Annotated in this window: 23 protein-coding genes; 4 read left to right on the top strand and 19 right to left on the bottom strand. The window is 44.6% G+C overall.

What is annotated here, in order from left to right:
* Window positions 1-2 precede the first annotated feature (2 nt).
* Window positions 3-1718, bottom strand: coding sequence for a glycosyltransferase (locus tag ABIS22_00240; protein ID MEO7740326.1), 1716 nt, complete (start codon window positions 1716-1718; stop codon window positions 3-5).
* Window positions 1719-1873: 155 nt separating this feature from the next.
* On the opposite strand from ABIS22_00240, the gene ABIS22_00235 reads away from it, so the two are divergent.
* Window positions 1874-3493 carry a glycosyltransferase family 2 protein gene (locus tag ABIS22_00235; GenBank protein ID MEO7740325.1) on the top strand — a complete coding sequence of 540 codons (1620 nt, stop codon included), beginning with the start codon at window positions 1874-1876 and terminating at the stop codon, window positions 3491-3493.
* Between the two features lie 9 nt (window positions 3494-3502).
* Here ABIS22_00235 and ABIS22_00230 read toward each other — a convergent pair whose 3' ends face one another.
* From ABIS22_00230 to ABIS22_00190, 9 genes are all read right to left on the bottom strand, one after another.
* Window positions 3503-4036: a GNAT family N-acetyltransferase gene (locus tag ABIS22_00230; protein MEO7740324.1), complete on the bottom strand. Its 534-nt coding sequence runs from the start codon at window positions 4034-4036 to the stop codon at window positions 3503-3505.
* 148 nt (window positions 4037-4184) lie between these two features.
* Complete coding sequence (locus ABIS22_00225; protein ID MEO7740323.1) at window positions 4185-4754, bottom strand: alpha/beta hydrolase; 570 nt, start codon at window positions 4752-4754, stop codon at window positions 4185-4187.
* 102 nt (window positions 4755-4856) lie between these two features.
* Complete coding sequence (locus tag ABIS22_00220; protein MEO7740322.1) at window positions 4857-5288, bottom strand: hypothetical protein; 432 nt, start codon at window positions 5286-5288, stop codon at window positions 4857-4859.
* Window positions 5289-5401: 113 nt separating this feature from the next.
* Entirely contained in the window at window positions 5402-6652 is a 1251-nt protein-coding gene (locus ABIS22_00215) for a hypothetical protein (GenBank protein ID MEO7740321.1), read from the bottom strand.
* A complete protein-coding gene (locus tag ABIS22_00210) occupies window positions 6639-6920 on the bottom strand; it encodes a hypothetical protein (GenBank protein ID MEO7740320.1) in 282 nt (93 codons plus the stop codon). Before ABIS22_00210 ends, ABIS22_00215 begins: the two co-directional genes overlap by 14 nt.
* A 3-nt stretch (window positions 6921-6923) precedes the next feature.
* Complete coding sequence (locus tag ABIS22_00205) at window positions 6924-7076, bottom strand: hypothetical protein (GenBank protein MEO7740319.1); 153 nt, start codon at window positions 7074-7076, stop codon at window positions 6924-6926.
* A gap of 232 nt (window positions 7077-7308) precedes the next feature.
* On the bottom strand, window positions 7309-8049 hold the full coding sequence (locus ABIS22_00200; GenBank protein ID MEO7740318.1) for a hypothetical protein: 741 nt from the start codon (window positions 8047-8049) through the stop codon (window positions 7309-7311).
* Window positions 8050-8258: 209 nt separating this feature from the next.
* Window positions 8259-10223 (bottom strand): DEAD/DEAH box helicase family protein, encoded by a 1965-nt coding sequence (locus ABIS22_00195; protein MEO7740317.1) that lies wholly within the window; start codon window positions 10221-10223, stop codon window positions 8259-8261.
* Window positions 10224-10456: 233 nt separating this feature from the next.
* Window positions 10457-10963 carry a VOC family protein gene (locus ABIS22_00190; protein MEO7740316.1) on the bottom strand — a complete coding sequence of 169 codons (507 nt, stop codon included), beginning with the start codon at window positions 10961-10963 and terminating at the stop codon, window positions 10457-10459.
* Window positions 10964-11116: 153 nt separating this feature from the next.
* Between ABIS22_00190 and ABIS22_00185 the strand changes: the two genes are divergently transcribed.
* Entirely contained in the window at window positions 11117-11656 is a 540-nt protein-coding gene (locus ABIS22_00185) for a restriction endonuclease (protein MEO7740315.1), read from the top strand.
* 47 nt (window positions 11657-11703) lie between these two features.
* On the top strand, window positions 11704-11904 hold the full coding sequence (locus tag ABIS22_00180) for a hypothetical protein (protein MEO7740314.1): 201 nt from the start codon (window positions 11704-11706) through the stop codon (window positions 11902-11904).
* Here the strand turns inward: ABIS22_00180 and ABIS22_00175 are convergent.
* On the bottom strand, window positions 11901-12116 hold the full coding sequence (locus ABIS22_00175; protein MEO7740313.1) for a helix-turn-helix transcriptional regulator: 216 nt from the start codon (window positions 12114-12116) through the stop codon (window positions 11901-11903). The two genes, ABIS22_00180 and ABIS22_00175, sit on opposite strands and share 4 nt — an antisense overlap.
* A 211-nt stretch (window positions 12117-12327) precedes the next feature.
* Between ABIS22_00175 and ABIS22_00170 the strand changes: the two genes are divergently transcribed.
* Complete coding sequence (locus ABIS22_00170; GenBank protein ID MEO7740312.1) at window positions 12328-14712, top strand: type IV secretion system DNA-binding domain-containing protein; 2385 nt, start codon at window positions 12328-12330, stop codon at window positions 14710-14712.
* Window positions 14713-14749: 37 nt separating this feature from the next.
* On the opposite strand, the gene ABIS22_00165 is transcribed toward ABIS22_00170, so the two are convergent.
* From ABIS22_00165 to ABIS22_00130, 8 genes are all read right to left on the bottom strand, one after another.
* The gene (locus ABIS22_00165) at window positions 14750-15595 is read right to left on the bottom strand and encodes a tyrosine-type recombinase/integrase (GenBank protein MEO7740311.1); all 846 of its coding nucleotides are present in this window, start codon (window positions 15593-15595) and stop codon (window positions 14750-14752) included.
* A 227-nt stretch (window positions 15596-15822) separates the two neighbouring features.
* The gene (locus tag ABIS22_00160; protein MEO7740310.1) at window positions 15823-16095 is read right to left on the bottom strand and encodes a helix-turn-helix transcriptional regulator; all 273 of its coding nucleotides are present in this window, start codon (window positions 16093-16095) and stop codon (window positions 15823-15825) included.
* Window positions 16096-16166: 71 nt separating this feature from the next.
* Entirely contained in the window at window positions 16167-16508 is a 342-nt protein-coding gene (locus tag ABIS22_00155) for a type II toxin-antitoxin system RelE/ParE family toxin (GenBank protein MEO7740309.1), read from the bottom strand.
* Between the two features lie 158 nt (window positions 16509-16666).
* Entirely contained in the window at window positions 16667-18229 is a 1563-nt protein-coding gene (locus tag ABIS22_00150) for a hypothetical protein (GenBank protein MEO7740308.1), read from the bottom strand.
* Window positions 18230-18791: 562 nt separating this feature from the next.
* Complete coding sequence (locus ABIS22_00145; GenBank protein ID MEO7740307.1) at window positions 18792-21008, bottom strand: hypothetical protein; 2217 nt, start codon at window positions 21006-21008, stop codon at window positions 18792-18794.
* Entirely contained in the window at window positions 21008-21868 is an 861-nt protein-coding gene (locus tag ABIS22_00140) for a hypothetical protein (GenBank protein ID MEO7740306.1), read from the bottom strand. Before ABIS22_00140 ends, ABIS22_00145 begins: the two co-directional genes overlap by 1 nt.
* Window positions 21869-21886: 18 nt before the next feature.
* Window positions 21887-23059 carry a hypothetical protein gene (locus tag ABIS22_00135; GenBank protein MEO7740305.1) on the bottom strand — a complete coding sequence of 391 codons (1173 nt, stop codon included), beginning with the start codon at window positions 23057-23059 and terminating at the stop codon, window positions 21887-21889.
* A gap of 352 nt (window positions 23060-23411) precedes the next feature.
* Complete coding sequence (locus ABIS22_00130; GenBank protein ID MEO7740304.1) at window positions 23412-24968, bottom strand: polysaccharide deacetylase family protein; 1557 nt, start codon at window positions 24966-24968, stop codon at window positions 23412-23414.
* Between the last annotated feature and the right edge of the window lie 300 nt (window positions 24969-25268).

The raw sequence follows: 25268 nt of genomic DNA, 5'->3' as shown, positions 1-25268 counted from the left end.
TACTATTGTTCCTTCTCTATTATGAGGGTTCTTGATTTAACATAAATATCATATTTGGTTGATAGAATTATACTGCTTGAAATTACAACGAGAGTAAGAGCAATGAGTGCCACATAAGCATACGCATGGATACTTCGATATGCTTTTTTAAGGACAATCACATTTGTGAACATGTGGTGCAGATATATGAGGTGTATGCCAAGACCGATCAAAAAACTAATTATCAGTACGATCGATGGGCTAAATTCTAGACGCTGGTTTATGAGCGTTACTCCAAGTGTAACAAGATATATGCCTACAAAACAAACTGAACATAATATTTTAAATGCAATAAAATGGGTATTCTTCTTTTTTGTCGATTTTGCTCCTGTCGCTTCCCACCCAAGTGGTCGCCGTATAATAACAAGAAATAGTGCTTGAACGAATGTATAGGCGTTTGATATGACGGCAAGCGATCCTGCGATTGGGTTAAAAGTACGCCGTAAAATAATTGGTGTAACAAGAAAGTTTAATAGAAGCGACGGAATAAATAGCAGCAGGATTGACCAATCAACATGGACGTTCGTAAGAGCGATGTAAAGAATTTGAATCGGACTAAATAGCAGTGCCATTGTATAAAAGTAATACGTTGAATTAGAAAAGTAACATAATTTTTGAGCGAGACTGAGATTTGGAGATAGTAGCGTTAGTTTTGAAAAAATTAACTGCATACTTCCTGTAGCCCAGCGGTTTTGCTGCTTGTAGAAAGACAAATGGTCGTCGGGACATGTACCTTGAGCGAGCATGACTGGGACATACGAAATCTTGTAATGTTTTTTATTAGGCGCATATGAATTTAACATCTTAAGACCTGTATAAACGTCTTCGGAGTGTCCCCAGTCAGCTGGACCAACACCTTCGTATCCACCAACCTGCTCAAGTGCTCTAACGTTATATAGTGCGTTCGTCCCGACACATATCGAACCGCCCATACTACTCCTTGCTGGCTGCGTAATACGGTAAAAGTCTCTCTGTATTAAAGCCGCTCCGTATTCAAACTTTGAGCGCCTATATATTTCTTTTGATAGGCGAAAATGCTGTGGTGACTGGACGATACCGACGTCCTCACCTGCGTATGGAACGAGCTCGCTCAGTATTTCCGAACTCGGTACGAAGTCAGCGTCGAGAACAAGAATATAATCGAGTTTTTCGCCGACTTTTTTAATAAGTGCATTCATATTACCCGCTTTTTTATGAACGCCAACGTTGCTGCGTCGGAAATATTTGACACCGAGGCTGAGTGCCAGGTCCTTGTACATACCGGGTTTAGAATCATCAAGAACGTAGACGTCAAAATTCGGATAATTGATTCGCACAGCAGCTTCAATTGTCTCACGAAGAACGGATAGCGGCTCACCTGCAGCAGGGATCATAACTGCTACTTTTGGTGAGTTACCTATTTGTTTAAAATGTCGAACCCTATCGTTATGGTTTCGAATCGAAAACGCCGGATACTGCGACATGATGATTGCATTAATCAGTTGATACAAAATAACAATAATTGATAAAGGTGTAAAAAGGATCAAGGCAACAAGTGAATGTGAGGCAAAAAAATAAAAGCCCCCTACGAGGTTGAGGGTTGTAAAAATACCTATAACTCCGAGCCATCTGACTTTGACGGCATCATCTCGTTCTAGTGAATAGTAATACTTATCATTATTTTTTTTAGTAATTCGCAAAAGTTCAAATGTCCCTAGGTGTACTGGTTTTTTATTATCTTAATACCTTCATAATAACATAGGGCTACAGAGATATAAAATTTGACTAAGGAGTGTAAACGTTATAATATATAAAGGTTGTTAAAAAATAGTAACATTCACTTACAACCTAACCTATGACCCAAAAAGACAAGATTATATTTGCCTCCTTTATGAGTGTCGCATTAACAGCGATATCAGTCTTCGGGTACCTGTGGTTTTTTAAAGGTGGCATGGCTCATAACTTTTACGGACCGTGGCATTTTCTCGACATCGTTATTTTTATTATGGTTTCATACGTTATATGGCACCCTATCTTTATGAAAGTAGTCACCTACACTATTTCATCACATATAAAGCCCCAGCCCGAAGAATCACCACGCCCAAAGCCAGGATCAAAAGTAGCGTTTGTTACGACATTCGTGCCTGCTTCTGAATCTGTGGATTTATTACACAAAACTCTTCCAGCAATGGTAAGAGCAAACTATGCGCACGATACCTGGCTTCTAGATGAAGGTGATGACGAGGAAGTACGTATTATATGTAAACGCTATGGTGTAAAACATTTTAGCCGGCACGGTATCCCAGATTATAATCAGGATAAAGGAAAATTCGCTAAAAAAACGAAAGGTGGCAACCACAACTCTTGGTATAACAGCCACGGCGATGAATATGATTTTGTCGCACAAATTGACACTGATTTCATACCCCGTAAAGACTTTCTAACGAAGACTCTTGGGTTTTTTGATGATCCACTGATTGCCTTTGTTGGCACTCCGCAAATTTATGGAAATATTGATGATTCAGTTATTGCGCACGGATCGGCACAACAAACCTACAGTTTCTACGGACCGCTTCTTCGTGGTATGTCAGGTCAAAATAATTCAATGCTTATTGGTGCCAACCATGTCATTAGAGTAAAGGCGCTCAAAAGTGTTAGCCATTACAGTGCGCATATTACAGAAGATCTTCTTACTGGTATGAAACTCCATTCAAATGGATGGAATAGTATTTATTATCCCTACCCACTTGCAATTGGAGAAGGCCCAACGAGTTGGAAGTCGTATTTTAGCCAGCAAAAAAGATGGGCATATGGCTGTATGAATATATTATTTGGACATAGCTACAGACTGTTTTCAAAGATGACGTTCAGGCAGTCTATTTACTATTTCTGCATACAACAACACTATTTTTCTGGCCTTGTCATGGTACTTGGTATTGTTAGCCTCTGTCTCTATTTCTATGCTGGAATCATTTCAGTTAACTTATCTATCTTCGAATTTCTAGGTTCATATATTGTACTGATTCTTCTTTTTAATTGTATTGACCTTTGGCTACAACGATTCAATGCGCGGCCTAAAACTGAACGTGGATTTATGTGGTACGGCATGTACATTGGAGTTGCCGCATGGCCGATATATTTTCAGGCATTTTTAGCTTTATTCAATACCACAAAACTTCGCTACAAAGTAACGCCAAAAGGTAAAAAAATTAAATCAAATGACATGGCCCTTTCATTATTTGCGCCTCACTTCATACTCGGAGCTATCGCACTAAGTGGTGCCGTCTCATCCCTGTTCACGGGACGCACAGCTATACTTATGGTGTTTTGGTCAATCGTGACTGGACTCGGACTTTTGATTGTACCCGTGCTCCCTCACCTCATACGAATATCTCGCAGACTTTTTAATAAAAAGGCATATATAAGTAGTACTCTTGCGGGTGATGAACCTGTTAAATCTAAGCAAATTCTTTGAACCGGCAAATTAGTTCAAAGTGTTTTCCGGTAAACGAGACATCATAATCTCAGGAATTTTATTATCGTAGAGAGTTTCAGAGCCTGGTATCTCGACAAAGCCCCACTTACGGTAAAACGCTTTGGCCCTCTCATTATAAGTAACGACTCCGAGAATTATCGGCTTCGTGTCATCGAACCAGTTGATGATTCTTTGCATCAATTCACCCGCAATACCCTTACCATGCCAGTTCTTATCAACATACAAAGATCCGACATGCTGTACACCTTCATCGTCAATGCGTGGTGTTGCCACTCCGATAATAGTTCCTGCAGAGTCTTTTACCACCCAGCCGGTAGATTTTTCACTTTTTAATCTTTCTAGCCTATTATTCCTATATTCATCTGACATTTGTTTTTCATTGCGTTTAGATATCCAGTCATGTGTAATGCCAAGTTCATCGTTTACATATGTATCAAGCCAGGATGCAAGGCGCATATTATTCGCTTCATCAATATTATCGGGTATAAGTAGTTCAATCGTATATGCTGGATTTTCGGTCATAACTTAATAATAGCAAATGAAATTATTTATCATATTATTGATATGTATTTTAAATCTGGCAATGTAAGCTGTAGAGCCTATAGACACAAGTTTTGTTGAAAATTTGCACAACGCTTCTCCTGAAAAATCTGCAAACGATTTCCAGGGTTCATACGTCAATCTGTATAGAACTTATGAGTTCAACAAATTCTGATTGTTTAAAATGTCCTCTATCTGAGTACTTCTTAACCGTTAGATCATTACATGTTTTGGTTAATTGAGTGACCGTCTCGACAACACTTTTGTCGTCGTCAGTGGAATAGAAAACTGTCACACCGGCTGTTCTTGATGGAAAGTTTGCATCTATTTCAAAATCAAAGAAATCTGCTGTATCGGATTCTAGATTGTCATAAGGATTTGTCCAAGGTGCAACTAAGACAACTTGACCCACATGTAGCTCTTTATGTTCACTTAGGTAGCGAATTAAAAAACCACCGCCACAGCTGTGCCCTACGAGAATTGTTTCGGGTGTAATATCGCAGCGCTCAAATTCTTTTTCCCACTCATCATAACGCGGCCGAAATGGCATCGGAGGTTCAATAGAGATAGTATGGACGTCTCGAAGTATCAACTTTCGTTTCAACCAGCTGAACCAGTACTCTTCACTATTACTTGGAAGTGATGGGTCATAGTGTTGATCTTTATCTGGTCTTCCGGGAACAAGAATGGCGTTTCTCATATTTATATAATATCAATTATGACGAGATATAGAAGCACCCTCAATTCGAGGGGCTCCCATTACTGAGTGCATCTCCTCTCGTTGAGGGTGTGTGCTGTGACTTCACCACTTGAAGATAGTGCCGTTCACATATCCGCAGCCGCTGGTCGGGCCCCAAAGGACGTCGAGAACGAAGCTGGAAAACATCTCGAAGCCCTCACCATGGAACACGCCATGGATCAAGCTGTAGATCGAATTGACGATCTTCTCCCTCGATGATTCCTCGGGAGCTGTTTCGCTGAACTGGACCTTGACCCAGAAATTAGCGACATTGATGTCGTCTTTCCCGAAGTCGTGGAACTGCACCTGGATAGCATCTTCAGGAGTTCCGTCCTCCATGCCAAGTGCTTCGCTGTTCGCTACGAACAGAGGAGGCAGCGATGGCCCGAAAATGGTTCTGATGAATCTGTTGATCACCGGCTGTGAACATGTCTTGCCCCAAGATACTAGGACCAGTTCACTTCCCGGTTTGAGCGTCACATCGATGAGCGGCATACGCCACTCCTTTCGAGGTTCAATACGACACTGTCGCATAGCAGACTCGAGCAAGGGCTTGAGTTTCTATATTATAACAAGTAAGTTAGTTTGTGTCAATAATTGGTACGTTGCTATGCACTTTTTAGAAGTAGTTCAAAGTACTCAGTTCCACCAAATGGAATCTTTTGTTTTATAATTTTTTTACCCTCGAGGCTGTTAGCAGAGTAGACAGTAAATGTGCCGTAGAAGTCGTTTATCTCATCAACAGATTTTGTGAGCCAATCTTTTTTTGCGACATCATCAAACATACTAAGCTGACTTCTTCTTGAAGGTTCAAGACCATAGCAGTAAATTCCCATAGTTCTCACAATACCGTGTGGCCGTTTATTAAAAATCCCCATAGCTCGACGGTAAATCTCCTGGTTCGTGTAGAACGTAGATTTTTGCTTATCTTTTGACTGCCAGTATTCCCCATTCTGGTATGACAACCATATACAGACCCCTCGAGCCTCAACCTCCCTGAAGCGTAACTTCATACCAGTTGTTTCGCATAAAAAGCTTAGGCAGGGCAAAAGGTAACTGTCTTTATCTGAGGGGTCTTTTACGACCCATTGCCTACCGACCATACCAAGATTTGTTTCATAGTCGTCTATCTCAAAGCCGCGAAGCCTCATATACCAGTACAGACCATTGATACTTTTAAAAACCTGCTTCTTTAGCATGTATTCTGGAGCTTTTAAAAAGTCCATCGGTGTCATAATGCCATAGGCGTTCAAACGGGCTCCATAACGATCAGCGATACCGCTGAGATCTGTCAGTGAACGCTCTTTATAGTACGTTAGAAGATTAGTATGATCGATTGTGTCAAGACCGTCTGGCTTATGCCAACCGGCAGCTTCTTTTGCAAGAAATCTATTAGTACCAATCCCAACGTTAATCTTCATCCAGTCACCAATTTCGTCTCGTACCCGCTGCTTAATCTCGTACCCAATATCCTGTAGTGTTCGTCCCGCGAGTATAGGCTCCATGCCGTGAAAATCTATAATACCCTCATCAATACTTTTCATTTTAATTTTAGGGGAGTACGAGCGCATAATCTTGATTAGTTTTTGGTATACCGCATTGTATTTTGGTGGATCAGTTTCAAGAAGAATAAAGCTTGGGCATATGGCAACTGCCTCCGTTCTTCGCATGCCAACTTTAATGCCTATACCTTTAGCTTCATACGAAGCAGCGATAACACAGCATTCTTTAGAGAGTCTATTCGTGACACCCATAGGCTTACCTCTAAGCGAGGGGTGAGCCTGTTGTTCTGCAGTTGCAAAAGCACTGTTAAGGTCAATATGCATGACCATTGGTTTTTCGGTATTAATCCCGTACATTTGTTCCCTCCACCATACTGACAAGTGTCCAAATTAATCTTTCTGCATCAAACTCTAAGCGGTAGTCGTTGACTCCGTCGCTCATTTCAAATACATGTATCATACGTTTACCTTTAGCGGTTGGGTGTCTCATGCCAAACTTAGTAAAAATAATCTCCTGCATTCCAAACTTCATTTTCCATGGAACACACACCATCGTCTCCGAAGCAAAGGCACGAAAAATAGGAACGATGTCTACTCTTTTATTTATAGGTATTGTAGGATCCATCGTTTATCCTTCAAGTTGAGAGAACTTCAGCTCACGAGCTTTTATGAATACTTTCATACGCTGCTGTAATACGATGTCTAACTTAACAGGTTTTGAAGTATAGCGATTTGTTTCAATGTAGCAGTTCCATGATATTTGTAATAGTGAGTGTGTCATTATATAAGCTCCGATAAGATAATAAAAAACAACTAAAACGACTTGTGTTTAGCTGTAACGGATTTTATTGTATGGAGCTTACCGGTGGCACGTACAGACCGTTTATCTGTTTATACACGACGGGAAACTAAGAATGCTTATAAAGCCTGTAGGTGGAGACGCAGTGCGAATACTTACATGACTACCTATAATTGTACTCCAGTAAATAGAAAAGTCGATAAGAGCATAGGAGCTACTCTCGGTTTGTAAGCATGTCCAAGTTATCTATAACTTTAAATTCCGGTTCGTTTTCATCCATGTGACCATTAATGACAAGATCTTCGATATATTCCCGTAACCGTTTTTTCTGCCCCTTAGTCTGGACTATAAAAATAACCTGGGGATACTCTTGATGCGGCCATTCTCCGGTTTCCAAATGATCAATATACTGGTTAATGCGTTTTTTAGTAATGAAAAAATGATCATTACCGACCATCTCCAGGAAATATGCCTTCGGTCCTAGCGTATCATCGTTTACTTTCTTAACATATAGGTCTGGATGCGGAATAGGAAAATAGTCATATTTCGCTAGTTCATAACGTGTAAAAATAATCCTCTTATCTGGATAATGTGAACGAATGAATAGTGCTGTTTTAAAAATATCTAGCGACCTTTGTATGAAATCTTCGGATACTGATGCGTCTTTATATCTAGCGTGTAGTACTTTTTCACTGACACCTTCTTGGTCTTTTAAAAGTTTTATGGATTTAGTTGTTAGATAATATCGGGCAGGCTTACCAAGTAGTTTGTATGATTTATCGTAATGCCGTTCAATATAACCATGTTTCAACATTGACGATAGTGTTCCTTTTGACGTTTCTACTGATATGGCTCGATACTGAGAAAGCAAGCCGACGGTTATAAAGCGAAATTTGTAGATAATTTTAAGAGTTGTGAGTTGATTGGTTGTTATTGGTGTGGATGATAGTGTCATAGATTAGTGTGATGTGAGGTATTAGATTGAGTAAGATACATAGGATGATATTTGATATGTGTATTCTATACATAGTATATAGAGAGGGAGAATATTTGTACAGTTTATCATCTGTTAAAAGTAATTTATATACCACCTATCGATAGGTGGTATATATACGATAGGTTATAAGCCTTTGAATGCTCTAATTATTTGTTGAATGTATAGATTTATTCGTCTCGACAAGCGGCAACAATTGACTGACCTATCTCTATGGTTACCATGGTCTGGGCCGTGTAAAGCATAATCCCTCGGTGTGTTCGTGCGCGAAACCTTTTGGTAAAATAAAGATCTTTATCTGATTTAACGATTTCGCGCGCGATAGTCTCAACATTCTTATAGGTCGCATCAACGTAAGGATATTTCCTACGAATAATATTAATGAGTTCATTAATGCTGATATACGATGTATCCCCGACTCGAAGCCCCTGGCCTGTATGAACAGCGTTTGGAAGATCGGCAATCTTTTCTTGAATTTGCGCTTCATCATATGCCTCAATTGCTTCGTGGTGTCTTCGTACCATGCGAATCTCGATATCCTGATGTTTTTTAAGATGTTCAAGAGCAAAGCTATCGAGTGAAAGCCTGGTAAATAGCCGGCCTGCAGAGGCGAATGTACGTACTTTGCCGTCTTGTTTAATTGATGCCTGTCCACGGGTTAAGTGTGGTAATGTTTCAAGCATCTCGTTATAGAGCGTGTAGTGATTGATAATTTTCTCAACGGCGCCGTATTTTTTAAAGATCTGCTTAACAGAACGCTTCATTGCTTCTTCGTGAGCTGGATCGATGTCGCCTATTGCAGAGCCATTGTTGATACTTTCTAATGTAAAGATATCTGCCATTGAGACCTGAGGTGCAGTATTTGAAGCAATGACATCAACAATGTCTATCGCTAGGGCTGGACGGCCATCATGTTTATTTCTAAGAATTCTTCCTGTTCGCTGACGGGCCGAGACAAGTGATCTCGTTGGACGGGCATTAATAATGACATTTGCACGCTGACTATCCCATCCTTCTGTAAGGACATCAATATAAGTAAGTGCGTCAATCTCACCTTTTTCAAGCTCTCCGTAAATCTTTTGGCGAGTTGCAGCTGAGATTGAACTTGTTATTGCGCTCACTCGTATACGTCGCGGAATGCCATGTTCGTCGTCAATGAGTTGTTCAGATAGCATTTCGGCAATAACATGAGGATGCGCCATAATATCTCCCGGAATACAGGCAATGATTGGAGTATTGCCAGCTTGAATGAGTTCCGTCGCAAGGGATACAACCATCCTGTTACGTGCCGGGTTATGTATTAGCTGTTTCAGGCTTTTATTCTCATATTCACCAAGTGCACCGATGGAAAATTCCTGCGCAGTGGTTGTTGGTGCTGGAATGGCCATTGGAATAACAGATGAAAGCATATTGAGTTTAATCGCTTCTTTTAGGTCAAGTCGGTGGATTAAAGCTGGGAGTAAACTTTCAAGACTTCGAGATGCATGATACTCAGGTGTTGCAGTAAAGCCAATAATAAGCGTGCCCGGGTTAATATCTTTTATAATCCTCTGGCTCGAGGTACCAAGTGCTTTATGTCCTTCATCGAGGAAGATAATATCAAAATGGTCATTGATAAGATTGGTTAACTTGGTATGACGAATACCCTCTTTATCTGTTGTGGTAAAGGGCGCATCTGCTAGTTTAGCAAGAGAGGCATAAGTAGTAATCGTCACCTGAGCCTCAAGACCACGCATGCCAGATGGTGTGTCGCTATAAAACGTCCCAACACTCATATATGGTGCAAACCCAGCAAAGCCTTTATCCCCGCGGCTTCCGCCGAGAGTCTGGCGCACAAGATCTTTCGTTGGAGTCACGACAAGAATCTTCGGTGCTTTTTCCGCCTGATAACTAAATGCTTCAGCGAGTGTCACAAAAAGTACCGTCTTACCTGTTCCCGTTGGGGCTTCGATATAGCCCCGGTGATTACCACCACGTAAAAATTCAGCTGTATCTTTTATAATTGCTTTTTGATGCTCATATAAAACATCTGCTTTTCTACCGTCAGCGACATACCTTTCTAGATTACGAAGATAATCGTCGAGTTTTGGCGATAGACTTGGCGCATTACTAGAAGATATTGAAGATTGTATCATCAAGCAACCATTATCTCATTTTACTGACGATCTGTCGCCTACAAGTTTACTAATTTTTATTTTTTGCTATCTACATACATTTGATAAACCATTCCATTCATCTTGCGACTGTGCTTTATGACGCTAGTAGCTCAGGAACAAAAATACTGCTGTTTACAAAAGTGAGTACTATAAGTAAGAAGTTGTCTACAAAAAATCTCATGTGTTTGATGAACAGATTAGAGAAATACCAGTCAGGCTCTACCAAGTCTTTGCTCAATTCGCACGACAGCACCGAGCGGTTGCTCATGAAATTTAACTGACAAAAGGTCCGTTTTAAGTCCTAGCTCGGGATTGATATCTTTACTCATTCCTTTAGTATCAAATTTCAGGTCTGAATGCTTTTTAGCGAATCTGGCTAATCCACCTATAACCACCATCTCAGCGTGTTCTAGTCCCTCGGGGTATGGCGAGTTTTCTTTTGGTTCTGGCAATTCCAGATAAGGGACGGTCCAACCATTAACCTCAAGATAATTATAGAGTTCAAATGTAGCTATATTTCGACCAGAAACCACTGATTCCCCTAAAAGAATTGCAGCTCGGTTCAGCTTATCAAGCATTTCATTATAGCGATTTTGCGTTTCTACTCTGTAACAAATATGATCCATCATGGCTAGCTCTTTGCGGTCAATACCTGAAGCGGCCAAACCTGAGTCTATACGTGCGATAAACGTTTCGTACTTTCCAATAATTTCTTTCATACAAGTAAGTATAACAAAAGCCTCCGTGACGGAGACTTTCATATTTCATATGCTTGGTGACCCACGTTGACCAAACATGGAACTCTTTACTTGAGAGTATGCAAAAGATTGATGCTGCCGTCGAAGAACAATTGAACGACGAGGAGCTATAGTATGGCAAGGAATTCTCGCGCTCAGAGTAATGACGTGTCGTTTGTTATCGTTATCCTGGTCGGTGCTGCCGCATGGACGCACCGTGCACAACTCGTCGACATGGCATATGTGGCACTCGGGGTACTAGGCTTTCTAATTCTTGCGAAGTTGTGTTGGAAACTCTTTCGTAATCGTCGTTCTGCAGGCTTTCGCAGAGTTGACAATATGGATGGATTAGACTTTGAAAAGTATATTGCGAAGCTTTTACGAAAAAGTGGCTTCACTTCAGTTTCTCTTACTGAACGATACGATTATGGCGTAGATATAATCGCCGAAAAGAATGGTATACGCTGGGGTGTCCAGGTCAAACGATACACTGGCTTAGTGAAGGCTGACGCCGTACGGCAAGTAGTAACGGGACTACGGCTTTATCACTGTGAGCGATCTATGGTTATTACGAACAGTACATATAGCTCTGTGGCGCGCCGTTTGGCTGCCAGTAATGATTGCGTACTTATTGATCGTACGGGGTTAGCAAAATTAATGCGAACATGCGACTAGCCAATGAGATACATATTGAACATTAACAGAGGTGTTATACTATGAATATGACTGGATACATACCAACCGATGAAGATATTGCCGTAATGGTACGAGATCTTGAAAAGAATGATCCTGAAAATGCAAACCCAGCTTTTGCTCGGCAGATGCTCATTCGGATGAAGCTCATGTACCGCGAGATTGGACGCGTTGACGAAGAACTACTGCGAAAAGAGATGGAAGAGTTCAATACCGAACAAAATAACTAGTAGCCAACGATGTCTGTGATGGTAACGTTCAAGACTTTCGCTATTTTGCGTAACGTCTTAAGAGACGGTATACCATCGCCACGTTCGACCTTGGCGTAATAGTTTGGGTTTAGTCCCGCCAGGTCAGCCACTTCTTTCTGGGTATAACGAAGCTGCTTTCGCATCTTCGAAAGATTATCATGTATTTTTTCGGCAAAATTATCCGTACTCATACAGCTCATCATACCAGATACTGATAGTTTTGGCGTTTTATGTTGAAGTATATATACCATTGGTAGCGTCTCACTTACCGCAATTCCTTGCTATTACATTTCTGTTATTGTGAAATAGTTGGTCAGTTTTTTCACGTACCACTCTTGCATCTGTGGATAACTACGTTACTATAGAAGCAACATCCCACAAAAATAGGATGGTGAGGTATTGATGAATATACAATTTGCATCATCACTATTTACCCGTATCTTTGGCGACGGACCCCTTAGCATGATTATCAATACTGCCATCATCGTAGGCCTTGTCTACTATACATGGCGGCGTGTATTTCGACCGGTGTCAGATACCATTACTCGTATAGTAGCTTTCTCACGACCACGAGAGCTTGGCGCTCTTGAGATAACCCCACCGAAACAATCTACGATACATCCCCACAATACCCAAAGTCTCTTTGCTATTTTGCAACAACAAATCACAAGTGGCAGTCCAGTCTCGTTCGAAATTATTGGTAGCAAAAAGAAAGGTATTACCTACCGCGTTATTGCCGAGAGACAGGATTTACCTAGTATTCAGAAGCACTTTGCATCATACATGACAGAGCTCCGATTTAACCAGGTTGAGCTATCTTTAGAACCAAGAGAGAACGTACTCGTTTCTAGCATCAGACAGTCCCGCCATTTTGCCTATCCATTAAAACCACATGTAGGTCTCGAGCAATCTGATCCCATTGCTTTTATCGCAGGTTCAATGACACGGTTACGTGACGAAGAGGAGGTTACATTGCAACTGGTTACTCGCCGCTATACGTCACGCAGAGCACAAAAGATCCACAGTGTACTAATCGCTAAAGGCAGCGTTATGATTGACGGCAAACTGCGCTACCGCGTGCTTGCCTATGCCTGGATATGGCTACCGGCTATCCTAGTCGGAGGACTGACGCATCAGTGGCAAATTGGGTTAGTTCTTGCCTTAGTACTCTGGCTACCTAGTCTATTCGAGGAACGTGCCGAGCGAGAGCTTACGCGTCTTGAAACAACTATCTATGACAATGTCGCCGCTAAACTTGAACAACCGTTACTGCAGACGGACATACGTCTCAGTGTTTCTTCTCCAGACCGTGCAGCAGCCCTGACAAATGAATTCACGGCTTCACTAGAGACACTCAATACAAAAGGGTTCCAGCGTCTTGAGCTCTCACGCTGGCCATCTCCTCTTTCACGCCAACGCTACCTTGGTCTATTATTTAGCCGTCGGCTCGGCTCTATCCTCCCATACAATAGTTCCGTACTCAGCATGTCAGAGATAGCAACGTTATTCCACTTTCCGTATGGCATCATACGCACCGAAGGCATGATGCGCACGCACAGCCGAGTGTTACCTGCGCCAGTCAGCTTACACGGACACCTTGATCTCGATGTCATTATTGGCGTGAACAAATACCATGGCAACGAGACATTGATCGGGCTAATGATACCAGAACGAGAAAGACATATGTACGTAGTAGGCGGTACCGGTAGCGGTAAGACAACGTTATTAAAGTATCAGATTATACAAGATATCCGTAACGGCAAAGGTGTCGCGGTGATTGATCCGCATGGTGACTTTGCAGAGGAACTACTTGAATACATTCCAAAAGAGCGAGAAAAAGATTTAATTTATCTCAACCCGGACGATCTTGATCACCCGATTGGTATCAATCTCCTTGAACTACCCGACGGCCTCACGGGTAACGATTTACTCCGCGAAAAGGACCGTGTTACAGAGTCAGTTATTTCGGTCATGCGCAAGATATTTTCCGAGGATGATAGTGGTGGCCACCGTATTGAATACATTCTACGCAATGCAACGCAGACAGCACTCACTCTTGAAAAACCAACCTTGTTTACTATCTTTCGTTTACTAAACGATGGTAAATTTGCCAAGAATGCTATCAATAACCTTACGGACGAAGATCTGAAAGCATTCTGGAAAAATGAGCTTGGCAAAGCTGGCAGTATGCAGAAGGTTAAAATGGCTGCCGGTATCACTGCTAAGATTGGTCGCTTCTTGTTCTCTGCCAGTGCTCGGGCTATGTTGGAGCAAGAGAAGTCTACCATCGATTTCAGTGAGATACTTGATAGCAAGATTCTGATCTGTAATTTTAGTAAAGGACGCTTAGGCGAGGATACGTCTATGCTGTTCGGCATAACAATCCTCGCCAAACTGCAATTGGCCGCTCTCAAACGTTCTGAGAAAAAACAAGATGACCGTAAGCCATTCTATCTTTACGTCGATGAGTTTCAAAACTTCGCAACGCTATCATTCACGCAGATGCTCAGTGAATCACGTAAGTATAAGGTGTACTTAACAATGGCTGAGCAATCCACTCAGCAGCAAAACGACCAAAAACTAGTGAATATCATCTTGGCGAATGTCGGTACCATTATAGTATTCCGAACAGGCAGCCCGAAGGATGAAGAATTACTGCTACCCCTCTTCGAGCCGTACCTCGAAAAGGGTGAAATCTCAAACCTTTCGGCCTATAACTTTTACTGCCGTATAACAGGCGTGGATGCTCAAGAGCCAATGAGCGGCGAGACGATAGTATCTCACTAAAACAAATACCCCGTCTCTTTATCTTTTTCTCATACGTCTAGTTGGTATATAACATCCCATACTGACTCGAGGCATACGGCAAGACTGCGGACCTATCTATACTATTCTTACCTTGGTCATAGCGCATGGTCATCTTTGGATCGACATGGCGTAACTGCAATTGGACATCTCGCAGTGGTATACCTTGAGCCAGCATGTTGGTAGCGGCTGAGCGGCGTAAGCCATGCGGTGTAATTGGCCGAAATATACCAGCTCTTGCAGCCAGCTTATTCACCAGTCGAGCAACCGATGCTCGGTTCATGCGGTCACCACGGGTATTGAGTACTAACGGTTCATCTGGGTCTTTCCCATCGATGAGCTTCTCTAGATCGGAGATAACCTGGATGGGTATGACTCGTTCGTAGATATTGCCGCCCTTACCCTTGAAGCGAAGTACATGCCAGCCTTGGTTGCGCTGAATGGAACTGACGTTCAAAGAACACAGCTCGCCGACACGGAGTGCCATCTGACTCAGGATGACCACAATGACATGCTCGCGCTCACCAGTCTTCATGGCGACACTGAGCAGGGCTACAGAGTCAAGAATTGGCAACCAGGTGAGCTTGCGGGAGCCACTAAGCACCCGAGGGCGCGTGATGTGTTCAGTTGGGCTTTCTGGAATAATCCGATCTATCCGAGCATATTTATAGAACAAGTGGATAATGCCGAACTTCTGTGCCCGTGTGGAAGAGGATAACCCTGCTTGTTCTAAGCTTCGGAGCCATAGTTCAAGGTGTGCTCGCTTGGCCTGCAGTGGCGGTAGATGGTGGATACTACACCAACGGAACCAGAGCTCCAGATGAAGCCGGTAGGATGCGAGGGTATAGCCGTTGTAGCGTGACAAGAAGCCAATGTAGGCGAGTCGCAAGGGATCTGGTTTTTGTTTTGTTAGGAAATGGTTTGGGTTTAGTATGAGTTGTTTTATGATGGTTTTACCGCGAACGGCCTCCTGTTGTTATAAGGTTATTGGTATATACAAAAGAGGGCTCTTGTTTGAGCCCTCTTTTTTAAATTTTACTATATCTGGGTAGCAGTGCCCTGACGGCTAGGGCTAGGTACCTAAGGAAGCTGCTAAGCAGCGACCAGTTTCAGTTCTTTACCCAGTACAGCAGCAACTCGGCTCACTGTCCCAACGGTTGAGTTGTTGGTGCCACTCTCAAGTCGGGCTATCATCACCTGACTGACGCCTGCTCGTTCTGCGAGCTCTGCTTGGGTCATCTTTTGAGCGATGCGTGCCTTGATCAGACTGTGTGCAAGTTTATATTCCGGTTCAAGTTCATCGTAGGCCGTACGAACCTCAGGGTTCTTGAGTAATTCTTGCTTAATTGTCTTCCAGTCTTTCATGAGTGTCCTTTCGTTATCTTGTGCTGTATTATAACTTATAAGTTATAATACAGTCAATAGGATTATCCCTTTTACGGTATACTCTCGATTTCTATTTGACGCTGTCTGGCGATGGTTAGCTCTTTCTTCGGTGTTGTCTGGGTTTTTTTCTGAAAGGCATGGAGAAGATAAATGTGTCGGGCTACAGCGAATATATAAAAAACACGTACCTCTTGCTTGCCACGTATTCGTAGTTCGTAGAGGCTATCACCAAGTGGTTTAGAGTGCGGCATACTAAGTTCTGCCCCAAACTCTTCAAGCATAGTGAGGAGACGAGCTAGTTTTGCTTGAGCTGGTGGCTGCATGCCTTTAATGAAGGTTTCTACGGGCGTCTGACCACTCTTGGTTTCGTAGACTTTAATATGCAATACCATATATGTACTATAGCAAATAACTCACAGACGTTACTGTTAAGCGACAATTATCTAGATTTCTAGTCTTTTTGAGACTAATTTATAACACCACATATGATTCAATAAGTATATAGAAAAGCTTAAGATTTTAGGTAACAACATAAACAAGAGTTCTCACATTACTGACCGATAAGTTTGTCGTAAGCTATCCGATATGTGCCCGCCCACCAGTACCCATTTGAAATCACCGCATCACTCAGGATTTGGCTTGAAATGAGAGTTGCTGAGTTTACGTCCTCTAGGAGGTGCGGCGTATCAAATGGCGGTGCGCTCATCCATAGGGAGTCGGCAGTACCATGGGCTCCATTTTCCGAGACGCCCGCCCAGATCAGATTATTCTCTGGAGTGAGACCCATCGATCGCATCGTTTGTCCGTAGACAAACGGTATCTGATGGAGAGCCGTCACTGCAGCAGATACTCCAGGTGCAGCGGACGGAAATACAAGTGGTCCATCGTTTATACTCCCGTCAGACTCCCCAACAATTACCGTTTTTCCATTGAAAGTTACTGGGAAGAAAGATATGACGTCTCGGGTTGTCCCGCTGCCGCCACTTCCTGCGACGCCAGGGTTGCTCCACACAGTTGGAGACGTGAGCGACGTTGCACGGGATATACCAATATCAGGGAATTGGATGTATGGTTGAGCAGTACCACCCATATCACCGAGTGATACCCACGGGTAACCACCAATAATTTTAACGGCGTGTCCGTGTTTTGCTTGTGGCCACTGCTTAGATAATGTCCACGTCACACTTCCAGCTGTCGCAGTAAAGATATTCGCCGAGTGGTAAATCGCCGGACCACCTACGCAGACGCCGGCCCCCAGTGTTGTATTTGTAAAAGTAATTGTTGCGGCGGATGAATCAGTCGCAGCTGGGGTATTCAATACGGCTATATTCTGACAGGTGTATTCGATTGACGTGATTGTGCCCGTGTAGGTACTACCGGCCGCACCAGCACCTGATACCGTGACAACTTGTCCAATCATAGATGCCGAAAACTTCGTTCCAAGTGAAGTTAAGCGGTTCGAGCCAGCCCGCATAATGCCATCGGATAGTGTAGGAAATTGTTGAGTTGCGTTCGGCGAACCGTAGGTAAGGGCAAAAGCATGTCCAGATGGATCAACTGCAAAAGAACCATTGCGCATGGTTGAGTTGACTGGTGCAAATGCCGCGCTACTACCTGGACCCAGTGCCAGACCGTTTGCTCTCCACACGCAGGTCCAGACTAAACCCGTACCTGTCGCACTCGGTGCTGGTGAGCGCCATATCTCCCCTGAAGATGGTACCGAAGCACTAGTACCGGTGACTAGAAAGACCCACTTATTCGCGCTGCTATCAGTTGCAAAGTACATACCTACTACACCGGATGGTACTGCATCAGTGGTCGGGTTCGCTGTAGTAGCAGTACCATTAACTCCGTCATCATCAGTAAATACTATATAGCCATGAGCATTTGATACACCCCAGAGACGACCCGTACCATTTACACCTGAGAAATTGGGATCCACCGCGACGGGACGATATGTCCCGGTGTGACCACCTGGTACGTTCACGACTGGCTGTGTTCTTGCGTATAATCCTTGCCATGCAAGTGAAGATAAAGCGAAACGAGACGATGTTGCCGCATGCGTTACATACGTGGCATTAAGTGTCGATAACGGTAAGTTTGCTTTACTCATGAAAGATAGCCTATATTTTTATTGCTTCGAGTCCCTGCTAGTTTTTGCGCATGTGTGGCATTGAGTGTAGACAGTGATAAATTAGGCTTACTCATTTAGGTATAGTATACCATAAGCTCCTTTCATTGACTCGCGCTTTACTGGAGGCTGTGATTCAGTAGATAATGTTACCTTTAAACGCCATACAGTATATTAACGCCTAGAGAAACATACCCTGAAGTGCCCGACACAGTTGGCGTTGCTATGTTGCAGGTAGCGGTGACCCTGCCCTGACTTTATTAGTGGCATAAGCTATGAAGAAGCGGTCAGAGTAACAACTGAATCATATGAGTCTGCATTGCGGCTTTAGCCGCAGGAGCTGGCAACTGATCCATTCATCATACAAGCCTACCATAAACCCGTCTTATTCCATCAAAATAGTTTTGGAAGTTGAGAGACGTACTTGCATAGTATTTACTGCATATCCAGAAAATTTATGATCTCAAGCATCACCTCCTACGCTGCAAGCAATGGCATTTCATACCGGTCGTACAATAATTGCTATATTGGACAGGAAAGCGTACTAACCAACACCCATCATCAGTGATGTTGCACCGATAGCAGTCGCGGGTTGAGAAGTAAATATCCAGCCAGTGTTGTTAGAAACATTCTTGGAATTTGACCCCGCATAGAATGTGGCGCCCCCATTAGCGGTAGAGTCTTGAACTGTGAGGTAATCGGCCGAGACGACACCACTAGCCTTCGAGAGCGTAGCTGCCGTACCAGACGTAGAGGCATTTATAGCGGTTCGGCCATCACCCGCTTGCGCCACAGCACCCGTTATTGTCACCGTAGCAGCATTAACAGACGATTCAGTGAAGCTATTAGCCCCGAAGGGTTTGGTCGTAAAGTTTGCGTCAAATGCAACCGTTCCACCAACGCCGCTCAAAATCTGTGCCCTATACATTTTGCCAGGGAAAAAGCTGATAATACCCCCATCTCTGGTGCCTATCTCGACTGGTGAGGTTGAATTAAATATGGAAGCTACAGCATTAGTTTGGTTCGTTCCTAACTGGGTCCAACTAACAGAGCTAGGTGCCGTAAAAACTGGGTCAGCAGAAGTAAAGAACTGCACGATATTCGTCGAAGCTACCCAGGTTGCTCTTACCCAGCCGGCAGCGCTGGCAGCAAACGGTATGTTGGTTGAACTCGTAGTGAGATTCTGAGCGATACCATCAGCCGATAGCATGAGTTGCAGCTTTTGTAAGTTTAGTTCAAATCGGTAGGACCGATGGGCGGTATCCGATTCTTTAGCGATTAGTACTACTGGATTATTCGTGTAGTTATCAGCGGCCATGTAACAGCGCAGGTCGATATCGCCCGTTATTTGCAGTGCTATAGCGCTCGGAGTTGATACAAGACTACCAGTTGCTCCAGGAAAGTACTCGTAGCCGTTATTCGTACCCGCCGCGTTAAAGTTCGTGACCGTTGTGATTGTACTACTCGGCAGTGTTAGCGTGCGACCCGTGCCGACATTGATAGTAGTGAAAGTATTAGCCCCCGTGACTACGAGACTTCCTGATGAGCCAGCATTTGTATAATTCAGAGTTCCGAAACTTTGCCCAGCGCCAACAAAACTCCTACTAGCTGGCTGGGAGTCAACAAGATTGATAGTAGTGTTACCGGCGCTGACTGTTAATCCTGTTACGGTAAAAGAAACGGCTGTCAGCGAAAAGATAGTCAATCCTTGCACGTTGACAGTACTATTATTCAAGATAACCGACCTAGTTAAAGCACCGCTTGATACCAGACCAAGACAGCGAATACTATAGCTATTAACACTCGTATCCAAGGTCCCAGCCGTAATACTGAAATTCGCATTACCAGTTCCGATATTACCACTCAGCGTATAAGTTCCACCGGGAGCAAGTATGATAAGTCCAGCTCCATAGTGAACGCCACCTACACCCCCTAGCGTATAACTACCTCGACCCCTCGCGATAAGTCCTACAGTACCAAAAATATAGGATACTCCGCTCAAGACCGACAGGGCTGTAGGTGGCATGAATAAACTCCCGTAAAAGGATTGCCCGATTGCATTCGTGTCAGCCCATGATACCGTCTTATTGACAGCTGACATATCTATACTCCGACCCATAGCTGGCATATCAAAGGTGATGGTCTGAGAAGCGAGCGAAAAAGAATTTGCATCGAAGATGAGATCATCTTGGGCTAGAGGTATTCTTCCAGCACCTCCCGCCCCACCACTTGCTAGAAACCACTTGGTTACATCAGAGGCGACACCTGCGTTGCCGTACCAATACAGTGTTTTCGACACATCAAACGTAATACCAGAGTTTCCTTGGCAATCGCCAATTGATGTTCCAGTAAACGGTGTAGCTGCGCCAGCTCCAATAGTGTCCATAAAATCTATGTTACTCATTGCTGCTAGTGTGCCTATAGTTATCGTGCGAGAAGTACCTGGGATATTACTAACAATTTGGATACGATTGAGGCTACTATTACCATTTAATATCACTGAACCAATTGGAGAAAAATTAGATCCAAGACTAAAAACAGAATATTTAACCGCAGGGCCTGCCACTTGCCACGACAAACAAACCCCACCGTTTATTGTGATGATACTCCCAGATATTATGCCTGAGTTAGTGTCAAAAATCGCATCATCAGATGTAGTCGGAGCGCTTGCTCCAGCGGCACCTCCACTCGTAGCCGACCAGTTCGCTGTGGCAATTGCCGTCCATGACCCGACACCACCAACCCAAAACCTCGAAGCCATTAGGTATTGGCTACCGTCAGGGCAGTTATGATTACTGAAGTTACCGCGTTAGATACGGTAGCGGTCCAGTTGTTTGTAACGGCCGATTGTTTAATTGCGCCGCTTTCAGGGAGCATCAAACCACGAGTATCATTGCCTGGTACGGCAATAGTCAGACGAGTTGTACCAGCGGTAGCGTCTTTTATGACTACATTTATTGCCGTTGGTGAAGTGTTCGTAACGATTAGACCATATAGATCTAAAAATGAACTAGCAACAGCGGTAACGATTGTGGTCTCGGCAGTTGATGCCGTGATAGTTGTTATCTGATTTGCCTTAAGATCGCGGATAGAACCAACCACGACCTGTTTGCCCAGTTTGTCGGCTAGCGCGCCTACCAAGTTTCCCGCAGTTGCAGCCGCAGGGTTTGCCGTTTGGGCTAATAAGCCGCTATAGCTAGCGCTGGCTGGGACGGCAGTATTAGTGGCTTTGGTGCCCGTATCTGCTGTAAGCCAGGCCGTAGTATTCGCAGTGTTGCCAGGCTGCACTGTCCATATGCCTGACTGGGTCGAGGCTACTGTGCCGGTTACCGTTTGCGTACCGGATGGAGTTGTTGTGACACTGCCAGATATGGGTTGCGTAACGGCCGAGCCGTCCACTTTTAGTGGTGTCATACTAGTTGCACCTTGGACACTCAAAATGTCAGCTGAAGGTGTACCGGCCGTACCTAAAGCTGGCTGCTTGGCACTAGTGGCGGCAGCTGTTGGCAGTGGCAACGAACCTACGGTAATTGGGACGGCCGATTGGTCGCTTGCGATAACAACTGGCGCTGAATTAGTGCTTATTGCCGAACCATTCGGATTCTGAGGGTTATAGCTCATGCTCGTACCTTAGTATAGTTAAATAACATACCAATTGCCCCCACTCGCTATACAGGTTACTGCTGCATATTGGACTTTGACTACTGCAGAGCTACTACCATCAATCTGACCACTACTCGGTACAACAGTAACGGCGTGAGCGGAGTTATCTATTTTTTTAATGTCGTATGTCTTACCATTCACTACGCCCGATGGTAACGTTATAGTGAATCCAGTAGTAGTTGTGTCGGCAAGTATAATTTCGTCTGTAGCGGAGGCGGTATAGCTTCCCGTGCGCACAGTAACTGCATGACTGATAGCGGTGGTGTCGACGTACGATTTCGTTGAAGCGTCAGTAGGATTTATAGGAGTCGCTACCGTTATGGCGCCGCTAAACGTTTTATCACCCGTAATCGTTTCTGTTCCAGCCAGATGTACTACAGTAGTATCAGTCGCTTTGGCGGCTAAGTCAGCCGGCAAATTGGTCACCGCAGACTCGGGAATGGCAGATAATGTGTTGCTAGCACCTGAAATGGATTTATTGGTAAGGGCGGCGGTAGCACTATTTTTAGTTACGTCACTGGTATTATCAACGTTTTCCAGCCCCACGTCAGAACTTACTAATAGTACGTCACCTGTTTTGCCCGCGACACTTGTTACGGGTGCAGTTTGGAGCGCGGTATCGGCTTTTCCAAGACTGGTTTGAGTACTGGTATCTAATTTGGTTCGAGCTATGCCCGCAGAGGCGGCTATATCAGTGTCTGTTATCGTGGCGTCAGCTATCTCGTTTGTAGTGACAGAACCAGCCGCCAGTTTGTTGGTGCTAATACTACCGTTGGCAAGCTTACTGTTCGTTATGGCACCATCAGAGATAACAGGATTGGTAGCGATAGTGCCACTGCCTCCCAAATCCCCAGATAACTGAATGAGACCAACACTCGTAGTTGTTGCTGCAGATGCCGCCGCACCACTTGGCACTGCCCAGATGCCATCACCGCGAAGAAAGTTGCTACTCCCGGCAGTTCCAGAACCGAGATTACTTGAGGGAACTTTACCGCCTGTTAGCGGAGCAAGGTTACCGACTGCAGCAGTTGTAACGGCGCTTGGAAGAAGTACACCATCCGCATTATGCGAGACGGTAAGAAAATCATTGAGTATATTTCCCCAATCACCATCGTCTCCGCCGGGTACCGGTAAACGAGCCGTACTCATAGTATATGTTTTGTACTCATTATACTCATATTATTGTACCTAATACTATAGCACAAGGGGTATCCCTCATACTGTTTATGCTATATGTACTAATGTATGATGTCCTCTTAATTAACTGAGCGTTCGTAGTAATGAATAACTACGATTCAGTATGTGTTATTTAACGCCGATTACTAGATTATTACAATATTTGCTGATTACTCAATACAAGAACGCTAGGTGCACCAAAATAGACTTAAGCAACTAATGGACTAGCTGCGGTGTGCTTGAGAGTGGCGCAGAACGTGAGCTTCGTGGAGCGAATGGCTACGAGATTATAGTAAGCCCTCAGTCGCTAATACTTACCAGTTGTTTAGCCGACTTCTGCCCAGATTGGCGTCGGGGTAGCCACGATAGTCGCGGTCGGGGGCAGGTCGGTTTGTGAGGCGATTTTACCGCACATTCTTGGGAGCCGAGCAGTGAGGACGCTACTAATTGCACCCATGAACAGTGATCCGGCACTCAGACCAACGCCGAGGACGCCGACTGCGTATCGCTGTCCTGCCTTGAGAGTGTAAGCGGTCGGGAGACCGCCAGTGGTACCGAGTACCTTGCGGTAAACAGTGCTCGGTGCAGTGAAAAGTGTCGTGTCACTGTCAGTCGCAGCCACCAGAGTGATTGCACCTGTAGATGGATCAGTAGTGAACAGTCCTATCCTAGTCAATGTCGATCCGGCGAATGCAGTAGAGCCTGACATGGCTGACATCGCGGTGATTGTGATATCCACAACCGGAGTGAAACAGACAAGGTTCAGATCACCTGCGGTTACAGCGGTAGCGACCGGTGAACTGATCCTGTAGGGGTAGCACCCGATTCGGGTCGAGGTGTTGCCAAGTGTCTGGTTGACGAGCTGTGCGGTGGTGTAGCCGCTAACCGGGACCGGTGCATTCATCCGGGACATGACATCCGCGACCGAACTCACCCGAATCCCTACCGTTGCGCAGTAATCAACAATCGTCTGATGGTCCGCAATGGCATATTGATCACTGGACGTTGCTGTCGTAACCAAATCGTGGAATGTGAGAACGAGCCAGCCCTTACTGGCCAGCGCGTTGTCTATTAGGTTCTTGATATACGCTACTGTTGTTGTGTTAACCAACGATGCGGATCGAATCCTCAGCGCGTCCGAAGGTCGGAGCGTCTCCAAGGTTTGGTGGTTCACTGTGCGCGCCGAGGTATGGAATTGGTCGGTTACTGCCAAAACGGCAGCGTTGTACCCACCACCGGGGTAGGCAAGGTGGTCACCACCCTGGAGTCCCCATGCGGTAAGTTGACGACGCATATTGCGCAGGTTGTCAGTCAGTTGCTGCGTATTTAGATTAGTAAAGCCCGTAGCATGGTCGGCAAGGGTGTACGAGTGCGCCCCCACAGTCCAGCCAGCATCTTCCAGCGTCTGTAAATCAGCGAGACTGATATATTTCCCACCGGAACCAACAAGGTCACAGATCACATACTCAGTACCCACCCAGCCGTACTTATCTAGCGCAACCCTAGCCTGGGTGTAGGTGGACTCTAGCGAGTCGTCATAGCAAAACGAAACAACCCCGGACGGAAACGCGGTCGATTCATCCACCAACGCAATCCCACCGAAGTGAACGGTAATAGAGCTACCATTCGCCGCAGAAGCAGCGAGCCTGATGTGTGTCAACGCCGACCTGTCCGGCGTACCGACAATACCTGCGTCTTGGAATCCAAACGTGATCCATACCCACTCGCCAGCCTTAACGTAGTGCTGCGCCTTAGTAAGCGACGGATCAGTCTGGGCTATAAACCACTGATATGACGAAGATAGCGCCGCGTTCCCTACATAGAATAGCCAGGTCGCAAGGTTAGTAGCATCATCAACCTTTACCAACACCCTAAATGACATAGCGGTCGCATTGATGGTAAGGGCGGAGTTGTCGACCTTCGCAGTAGTGCCGTCGGTTTTTGTGACCACCTTAAGCGACTGCGAACCGCTGAGGTAATCAGTGGTGTCATCGCTGACAGATGCGGCAGTGGTGCCAATATCGTGGAACCCGTGTCCCGGTTGGAACGTAGTGACAATTCCAGTGTTGACCGGAATGAGCGCACGCGGGGTATTTCGCATAGCACCGTCGGGAATCTGCGCATACGTGGCATTAAGTGTCGATAACGGTAAGTTTGCTTTACTCATGAAATAATTCCTTGG

Source organism: Candidatus Saccharimonadales bacterium, from assembly GCA_039928925.1.
GTDB lineage: Bacteria > Patescibacteriota > Saccharimonadia > Saccharimonadales > Saccharimonadaceae > UBA6022.
The sequence above is the reverse complement of the archived record's forward strand: the minus strand, read 5'-3'. Positions and strand labels throughout refer to the sequence as shown.

Excerpts from the sequence above, each read along its gene's own strand:
- ABIS22_00235 (MEO7740325.1), top strand. The coding sequence starts at position 1,874 with ATGACCCAAAAAGACAAGATTATATTTGCCTCCTTTATGAGTGTCGCA.
- ABIS22_00230 (MEO7740324.1), bottom strand. The coding sequence starts at position 4,036 with ATGACCGAAAATCCAGCATATACGATTGAACTACTTATACCCGATAAT.
- ABIS22_00225 (MEO7740323.1), bottom strand. The coding sequence starts at position 4,754 with ATGAGAAACGCCATTCTTGTTCCCGGAAGACCAGATAAAGATCAACAC.
- ABIS22_00220 (MEO7740322.1), bottom strand. The coding sequence starts at position 5,288 with ATGCCGCTCATCGATGTGACGCTCAAACCGGGAAGTGAACTGGTCCTA.
- ABIS22_00215 (MEO7740321.1), bottom strand. The coding sequence starts at position 6,652 with ATGTACGGGATTAATACCGAAAAACCAATGGTCATGCATATTGACCTT.
- ABIS22_00210 (MEO7740320.1), bottom strand. The coding sequence starts at position 6,920 with ATGGATCCTACAATACCTATAAATAAAAGAGTAGACATCGTTCCTATT.
- ABIS22_00205 (MEO7740319.1), bottom strand. The coding sequence starts at position 7,076 with ATGACACACTCACTATTACAAATATCATGGAACTGCTACATTGAAACA.
- ABIS22_00200 (MEO7740318.1), bottom strand. The coding sequence starts at position 8,049 with ATGACACTATCATCCACACCAATAACAACCAATCAACTCACAACTCTT.
- ABIS22_00195 (MEO7740317.1), bottom strand. The coding sequence starts at position 10,223 with ATGATACAATCTTCAATATCTTCTAGTAATGCGCCAAGTCTATCGCCA.
- ABIS22_00190 (MEO7740316.1), bottom strand. The coding sequence starts at position 10,963 with ATGAAAGAAATTATTGGAAAGTACGAAACGTTTATCGCACGTATAGAC.
- ABIS22_00185 (MEO7740315.1), top strand. The coding sequence starts at position 11,117 with ATGGCAAGGAATTCTCGCGCTCAGAGTAATGACGTGTCGTTTGTTATC.
- ABIS22_00180 (MEO7740314.1), top strand. The coding sequence starts at position 11,704 with ATGACTGGATACATACCAACCGATGAAGATATTGCCGTAATGGTACGA.
- ABIS22_00175 (MEO7740313.1), bottom strand. The coding sequence starts at position 12,116 with ATGAGTACGGATAATTTTGCCGAAAAAATACATGATAATCTTTCGAAG.
- ABIS22_00170 (MEO7740312.1), top strand. The coding sequence starts at position 12,328 with ATGAATATACAATTTGCATCATCACTATTTACCCGTATCTTTGGCGAC.
- ABIS22_00160 (MEO7740310.1), bottom strand. The coding sequence starts at position 16,095 with ATGAAAGACTGGAAGACAATTAAGCAAGAATTACTCAAGAACCCTGAG.
- ABIS22_00155 (MEO7740309.1), bottom strand. The coding sequence starts at position 16,508 with ATGGTATTGCATATTAAAGTCTACGAAACCAAGAGTGGTCAGACGCCC.
- ABIS22_00150 (MEO7740308.1), bottom strand. The coding sequence starts at position 18,229 with ATGAGTAAAGCAAACTTACCGTTATCGACACTTAATGCCACGTATGTA.
- ABIS22_00145 (MEO7740307.1), bottom strand. The coding sequence starts at position 21,008 with ATGGCTTCGAGGTTTTGGGTTGGTGGTGTCGGGTCATGGACGGCAATT.
- ABIS22_00140 (MEO7740306.1), bottom strand. The coding sequence starts at position 21,868 with ATGAGCTATAACCCTCAGAATCCGAATGGTTCGGCAATAAGCACTAAT.
- ABIS22_00135 (MEO7740305.1), bottom strand. The coding sequence starts at position 23,059 with ATGAGTACGGCTCGTTTACCGGTACCCGGCGGAGACGATGGTGATTGG.
- ABIS22_00130 (MEO7740304.1), bottom strand. The coding sequence starts at position 24,968 with ATGTCATTTAGGGTGTTGGTAAAGGTTGATGATGCTACTAACCTTGCG.